This is a genomic window from Pseudomonas quasicaspiana (assembly GCF_021147825.1).
Lineage (GTDB): Bacteria > Pseudomonadota > Gammaproteobacteria > Pseudomonadales > Pseudomonadaceae > Aquipseudomonas > Aquipseudomonas quasicaspiana.
Map to the genome: position 1 here is coordinate 1 of NZ_JAGTPI010000113.1, position 6097 is coordinate 6097.

Genomic DNA, 6097 nt, shown 5'->3' on the forward strand with positions numbered 1-6097 from the left:
GAGTGAGCTTGCTCGCGATAGCTCCAGTACAGGCAATATATTCATCGACTGACAGGCCGAATCGCGAGCAAGCTCACTCCTACAGGGTCCGTGTTTGCTTAGCGACAGCGCGGTGTCAGGGATACCGGGACCACTCCCACAGAAACCCTCGGCTGCCAGGCAAGCTTCAACGAATGAAATGCACCTTGCCGGTGTCATCGTTACCGACATAGATCCCGTACGAACCGGTCCGGCGTTCTTCGATGTAGCGTTCGAGTATTTGCCGTATTGCCGGGTAGTAGATGCTGTCCCAGGGAATGTCTTCGGGGGCGAAGAATTTGTAGTCGAGGGTTTCCGGACCGAACTGGCCGGTGATTTCCAGCGCCAGGGCGCGGAATACGATGTACACCTCGCTGATCGCCGGGACGCTGAAGATGGAGTAGGGCGAGAGGATTTCAGCCCTGACGCCGCTTTCTTCCCAGACTTCGCGCAAAGCCGCTTGCTCGGTGGTTTCGCCGCTTTCCATGAAGCCTGCGGGCAGGGTCCAGGTTCCAGGCCGGGGCGGAATCGCGCGTTGGCACAACAGGTATTTGCCGTCCTGCTCAATGATGCAGCCGGCGATAATCTTCGGATTGACGTAGTGAATGTAGTTGCAGCCGCCGCACATCAATCGCTGATGAGTATCGCCCGCTGGCACACGCTGAACGAGGTCAGCGCTGCCACAGTGCGGGCAAAAGCGCGGGGCGGGCATGTCAATGGCCTATACGCGGTTCTTTCAGGGCCACGGGGGCGAACAGCTCGCGTACCTTGCTGCCGTCATTCTGTTTGGACTTGAGGTAATCCAGCGCGACTTTTGCGGCGCTGCGCACATGGTCCACCGAAGCCTGATGGGCCGCCAGCGGGTCGCCGCTCTTGATCGCTTCGACGATACGTTCCATCTCTTCATTACTGGCGCTGCGTCGGTTTTCCTGCGAAACCGACGTGGCGCGCAAATAACTGATACGCGCCTGCAACTGCCGCAACTGCGTAGCCGCGACGTGGTTGCCCGAACCTTCAAGCAGTACGTCATAAAAGCTTTGCACTGAATCCAGCACTTGTTGCAGCTCGCCTTCCTTGAGGACCTTGCGGTTTTCCTCAAGGGCTTTTTCCAGCGCGCGAATATTCTTGGCCTTGGCCCGCAAGGTGAACAACTGAACGATCATGCCTTCGAGCACGCAGCGCAGTTCGTAGATATCACACGCGTCTTCCAGGGTGATGATCGCAACGCGTGGGCCCTTGGCGTCGGCGAATTCCACCAGCCCTTCGGACTCAAGATGACGCAGGGCTTCGCGGACCGAAGTACGACTCACTCCGAGGCGTTCACACAGATCACGCTCCACCAGGCGATCGCCCGGTAGCAGCTGAAAATTCATGATGGCGCTGCGCAATTTATCCAGCACGATTTCGCGCAGGGTAATGGGATTGCGATTGACCTTGAAGGAGTCGTCGATTGGCAGGCGTTTCATGGGTTTGACTCTGGATGTGACAGTTGACTGAAAAAATGCACGATCAGTGTTGTATACGGCATGCCGTATGCCGTGGTGCGCATTGCGTGTATTTGCGCACGCCAGGCTGTGTTGCGCAAGCTTCCGGGATGACCGGTGCAAAACGCAGCGAAGTTTATCATGGGCTGTTTGCCCCGCAACGAAGCGGGGCTGCTGCAGATCAGGCCAGATCCGGCAGGGCACCCAGTTTGCCCCGGTAATAGACCATCGGCACCACAGGCTGCTCTGGCAGGATCAGGTTTTTGACCGCACCGACAATGATTGCGTGATCACCGCCGTCGTATTCGCGCCACAGCTCGCACTCGATAATGGCGGTAGCATTGTTCAGCAACGGATTGCCCAGTTCGCTCAAGTGCCACTCGATACCTGCCGCTTTGTCCTTGCCTTTGCCTGCAAACGCATAGGCTTCGGCCTTCTGCCCGGCGGCCAGCAAGTGAATGGCGAAGCGCTTGCTGTCGCGCAGGACCGGGTAGGTGTCTGATTCGTAATTGGGGCAGAACAGCACCAGCGCCGGATCGATAGACAACGCGCTGAAAGCGCTGGCGGTAATGCCGACGATTCCGCCTTGCGCATCCAGGGTGGTAACCACTGTGACGCCTGACGGAAAGGAGCCCATGACTTCTTTGTATATGCTGGGTTCGATCATGTGAGGGACTCTCTTTTTTGGGCTTGTTGGGTTCGGGTGGCTAATCAATCAAGATGTACGAGCGGGTGACTAAAGATCAGCGCATGACAAACGGATCAGGCATCGGTGCTTGCGACAGGTTGATCCAGACAGTCTTGAGTTCGGTGTAGGCCAGCACCGAATCGATGCCGCTCTCACGGCCATAGCCGCTGTTTTTGAAACCACCAATGGGTGCCATGGCGGAGACTGCGCGGTAGGTATTGACCCAGATGATACCCGAACGTACATCCCGGGCCAGACGATGGGCGCGGCCCAGGTCTTTGGTCCAGATACCTGCTGCCAGGCCAAACTGCGAGTCGTTGGCGATGGCCAATGCTTCGGCTTCGTCCTTGAAACGGATCACTGAAGCGACCGGACCAAAGACTTCTTCCTGCATGATTTTCATCGAGTTGCGGTCACACTCGAACAAGGTGGGTTCGTAGTACCAGCCGCTGCTGTCCATCTGCGGGCGCTTGCCGCCAGTGCGCAATATTGCGCCTTCTGCCAGGGCGTCGGCGACCAGACCTTCAACCACCGCCAGTTGCTGTGCCGTGGCCATGGGGCCCATTTCACTTGCATCATCCTGAGGGTTGCCGATGCGAATACGCTTGGCGCGCTCGCTCAGTCGCTCAACAAACTCGTCGTAGATTTCGTCCTGCACCAACAGCCTTGAACCGGACACACAGCTTTGCCCGGACGCAGCGAAGATCCCGGCGATAGCGCCATTAATGGCACTGTCCAGATCGGCGTCGGCAAAAATAATGTTCGGTGACTTGCCGCCCAGTTCCAGCGACAGTTTCGCGAAGTTTTCAGCACTGCTGCGCACAACGTGTCGGGCAGTCGCTGCGCCACCGGTGAAAGCAATCTTGCGCACCAGCGGGTGACGAGTCAGGGCGGCACCGGTGCTTGGGCCGTAGCCGGTGACAACGTTCACCACGCCCGGCGGGATGCCGGCTTCGAGGGCCAGACGGGCCAGTTCCAGCACCGTTGCCGAGGCGTGTTCCGATGGTTTGAGAACAATCGTGTTGCCTGCGGCCAGTGCCGGGGCCAGTTTGATGGCGGTCAAATACAGCGGACTGTTCCAGGGAATGATCCCGGCTACGACGCCCATGGGTTCGTGAACGGTGTAGGCAAACAGATCCGGTTTGTCCAGCGGCAGGGTACCGCCTTCCAGCTTGTCGGCCAGTCCGGCGGTGTAGTGGAAAAACTCCGGCAGATAACTCACCTGACCCCGGGTTTCGCGGATCAGCTTGCCGTTATCCCGGCTTTCCAGTTGCGCCAGTTGTTCCTTGTTTTCAGCGATCAGGTCACCCAGGCGGCGCAGCAACTTGCCTCGTGCGGTGGCGGTCAACTTGCGCCAGGCCGGATTCTCAAAGGCTTGCTGTGCGGCCTGAACCGCACGGTCCACGTCGCTTTCGTCGGCGTCGGGCAATTCGGCCCAGGCTTCGGCCAGCGCCGGGTTCAGGCTTTGGAAGGTCTTGCCCGAAAGGGCGTCGACCCATTGCCCGTCGATGCACATCTGAAAGCGAGTGAGCGTCATGCAACGATCCCCTTTGCCTGATTGTGTTGAGCCTCGGCCTTGCGCAGGAAATCCAGCAAAACCTGATTGACGAGACGTGGCGACTCGACCGGCATCATATGTCGTTGTTCAGCGAGTATCGCAACCTCGGCACCGGGAATACGCGAGGCCAGCTGGCGAGCCATCTCCGGCGTCGAGCCAGGGTCCAGTTCGCCGGTGGCGATCAGTGTTGGCGCAGTGATATTGCCCAGATCGTCTGCCCGGTACATGTCCTGCGTGGCAAACAGGGTGTAGGTGGTCAGGTAACCCTGCGGATCATTCTCGGCGAGTATCGTGCGGATGGCAGCGATCTGCGCCGGGTTGGCGGCCTGGTATTCCCGGCTGAACCAGCGCGAGAGTGCTTCGGCGGCGTTGGCATCCGGTCCATGTTCAGCCGCCTGAGCGGTACGCGCGATGACCCCGGCGCGCTGCTCGGCACTGCGGTTGAATACGCTGTTGAGGACGACCATGCCCGATAAGTGCTGCGGGAAGTGCAGGGCAAATGCGCGCGCCACCAGCCCACCCATGGAAAAGCCGATCACTGTGGCTTGCGGCAGACCCAGATGCTCCAGCAACTCAAGCAACTGCTCGGCATAGCCCAGCAGCCCGGTATCAGCAGCGGGACGCGGGCTGGCACCGTGGCCGAGCATGTCATAGGCAATCACTCGATAGTGAGGCATCAGCCCCACGACCTGGCCGCCCCACATTTCTTTATTCAGACCCACACCGTGGATCAACACCACGGGATGGCCTTCGCCGGTGGCCAGATAACTGGTCCCGGCCGGGGTGCGTTCAGCAGTAAGCCGAATCATGGAGCGCTCCTGGCCTGTGCTTGATACGGAGGGTTACTGCTGAGCCTTTTCGGCAGCCAGCTGTTCCAGATCGATGTAGCGGTTGCCAATGCGCGGATGCAGGCGGCCACCATCGGCAGCACCCAGCACAACGACGATTTCGTCGGCACGAGGCGCATCTTCGATCTTCATTTCCAGGGTGATGTAGTGCGAACGCAGGCCTTCATCGTCCTTGTGCATCATCGGGATCTGAATCGAAGTACCAGGCCCGCCGCGCTTGTTGGTGAAGCTCAGGTAGCTTTTGGCTTTGACTGCTTCGCGATAGTGGTTGCCAAAGCGCAAGGTGTGGATCACAGCGGAGGCATGTTCGATTTCACCGTCAGCGCCAATGACTGCGGCTTTGCCGTAAGCCTCGATTTTGTCAGCACCGCCAATCGCATCTGTCAGACGCTTGACCATCAACTCGCCCAGCGCCGAGCAGTGTGCGCGGATTTCCGGGTTCAGGTCTTCAACGAAACCACGACCCAGCCAGGGGTTTTTGATCACTACTGCCAGACCCACCATGGTCACCGGCTTGTCGCTGGCTTTACCGCCTTCGATCAGGGTTTCTTCGGAATAGCAGACGATTTTGCGAATTTCGAAACTCATGGATGGACTCCCGAATGGGGTGACTGAATGTATTGCGTATGATGGTATACCATAATATTGGTCGTGCAAATTTTTTCTGCGTCAGGTGCGCAGTGAGAGATAAAGGCTAGATCGGCTCGCCACTCGATGAGGCCAACAGGTAACGGGTATGCATTTCGTCGGCATTGCTTTCGATTCCCTGAACGGCCCACTTGGGTGCCACTCCACCTAACTGACGGTTGCGTCATTCAGGTGTTTTCGCAGCGGTTTACGTCACGGGAATTCAAAGACGATTCATAACCGATCTACGAGGTGCCGTATGGCCAAGACAAACACCAGAACGACCGTTGCCGACCTTTTCATTCATGAGCTGTCCGACGTTTACAGCGCCGAGAAGCAGATAACCAAAGCCTTGCCGCGTCTGGCGCGGGCTTCCACCAATCCTCTGCTCAAGGAAGCGTTTGAAGCGCATCTTGAAGAAACCTATGGGCAGATCGAACGAATCGATCAGTTGGTGGAGCAGGGCGAACTCAAGCTCAAACGCATGAAATGCGCAGCCATGGAAGGGTTGGTCGAGGAAAGCAAGGAGCTGCTTGAGGAGATCGAGAAAGGCGAGGTGCTGGATGCGGCATTGATTGGTGCCTGCCAGAAGGTCGAGCACTACGAAATCGCTGCTTACGGCACGTTGATTGCCATGGCGAAACAGCTGGGCATGAAAGACGCTGCCAAGCTATTGGGGGAGACGCTGACAGAGGAAAAGTCTGCGGATGAAAAGCTGTCGGCCATTGCCGAGCAGGGCGGGAATCAGGCGGCGACGATAGCGTCGTAGAGCACAACGGCACGGTGTCCATGACACCGCGCCAGATCGACTGTAGGAGTGAGCTTGCTCGCGATAGCGATTGATCAGTCAAAAGAATCTCGCCTGATCAATCGC

The 6097-nt window shown here is 58.1% G+C and carries 7 protein-coding genes; 1 reads left to right on the forward strand and 6 read right to left on the reverse strand.

Annotation, left to right across the window (positions count from 1 at the left end; all coding sequences use genetic code 11):
• Positions 1-166 precede the first annotated feature (166 nt).
• From KDX30_RS29225 to KDX30_RS29250, 6 genes are all read right to left on the reverse strand, one after another.
• Positions 167-730, reverse strand: coding sequence for an NUDIX hydrolase (locus KDX30_RS29225; protein ID WP_027898831.1), 564 nt, complete (start codon positions 728-730; stop codon positions 167-169).
• Position 731: 1 nt separating this feature from the next.
• Complete coding sequence (locus KDX30_RS29230) at positions 732-1484, reverse strand: GntR family transcriptional regulator (protein WP_027898832.1); 753 nt, start codon at positions 1482-1484, stop codon at positions 732-734.
• A gap of 199 nt (positions 1485-1683) precedes the next feature.
• Entirely contained in the window at positions 1684-2169 is a 486-nt protein-coding gene (locus KDX30_RS29235) for a flavin reductase family protein (protein WP_027898833.1), read from the reverse strand.
• A gap of 76 nt (positions 2170-2245) precedes the next feature.
• Positions 2246-3727, reverse strand: coding sequence for an aldehyde dehydrogenase (locus KDX30_RS29240; RefSeq protein WP_027898834.1), 1482 nt, complete (start codon positions 3725-3727; stop codon positions 2246-2248).
• Entirely contained in the window at positions 3724-4557 is an 834-nt protein-coding gene (locus tag KDX30_RS29245; RefSeq protein WP_122395290.1) for an alpha/beta fold hydrolase, read from the reverse strand. Before KDX30_RS29245 ends, KDX30_RS29240 begins: the two co-directional genes overlap by 4 nt.
• Before the next feature lie 33 nt (positions 4558-4590).
• Positions 4591-5184: an amino acid synthesis family protein gene (locus KDX30_RS29250; RefSeq protein ID WP_095097144.1), complete on the reverse strand. Its 594-nt coding sequence runs from the start codon at positions 5182-5184 to the stop codon at positions 4591-4593.
• Positions 5185-5482: 298 nt separating this feature from the next.
• On the opposite strand from KDX30_RS29250, the gene KDX30_RS29255 reads away from it, so the two are divergent.
• Complete coding sequence (locus tag KDX30_RS29255) at positions 5483-5992, forward strand: YciE/YciF ferroxidase family protein (protein ID WP_027898837.1); 510 nt, start codon at positions 5483-5485, stop codon at positions 5990-5992.
• Positions 5993-6097: the final 105 nt, after the last annotated feature.